Source organism: Klebsiella sp. JN_Kp126 (genome assembly GCF_033843325.1).
Taxonomy (GTDB): domain Bacteria; phylum Pseudomonadota; class Gammaproteobacteria; order Enterobacterales; family Enterobacteriaceae; genus Klebsiella; species Klebsiella michiganensis.
Genome location: NZ_JAWXQV010000038.1, coordinates 1 through 526 on the forward strand (window position 1 = coordinate 1; position 526 = coordinate 526).

Annotated in this window: 1 pseudogene; it reads left to right on the forward strand. The window is 48.5% G+C overall.

Going from position 1 to position 526, the window contains the following annotated elements:
• Window positions 1-96: 96 nt before the first annotated feature.
• A pseudogene (locus tag SIK97_RS01020) lies at window positions 97-526 on the forward strand (IS4/IS5 family transposase); the annotation flags it as partial.

Sequence of the window (526 nt, forward strand, 5' to 3'; positions counted from 1 at the left end):
GCGCTGAGGAATCCCCAGTAATGGGCGGGTGAAAAAAGACAGGCATAGAGTTTTGTGATCTACTGATTGTGCTATCAATTCAATGAGATCACCTCTATGCCTGCCTGCCGAGTATGTCAGAATTTCTTCCGGGATGCCTTAGCTCCGTTTCACAAATACCGACAAAATGCCCTCCTTGACGCCACGCTTGCCTTAATCAACGGCGCGTCACTGACGCTGACCAGTATCGGACGTTATTTACCCGGCGCTGCTCAGGTCAAAAACAAAATCAAACGAGTTGATCGTCTACTGGGCAATGAATCACTCCATCGGGATATTCCTTTAATTTTCAATGGTATTATCACCATGCTGACGCGGAAATTATCGCTGTGTGTTATTGCGGTTGACTGGAGTGGCTATCCGTCTCAGGAATATCATGTGCTCCGCGCCAGTCTGCTTTGCGATGGGCGTTCGCTTCCGCTGTTAAGCTGGATAGTCCCGTCAGAAAAGCAGCAGAATGGACAGATACAAAAGGCCTTCCTTGATG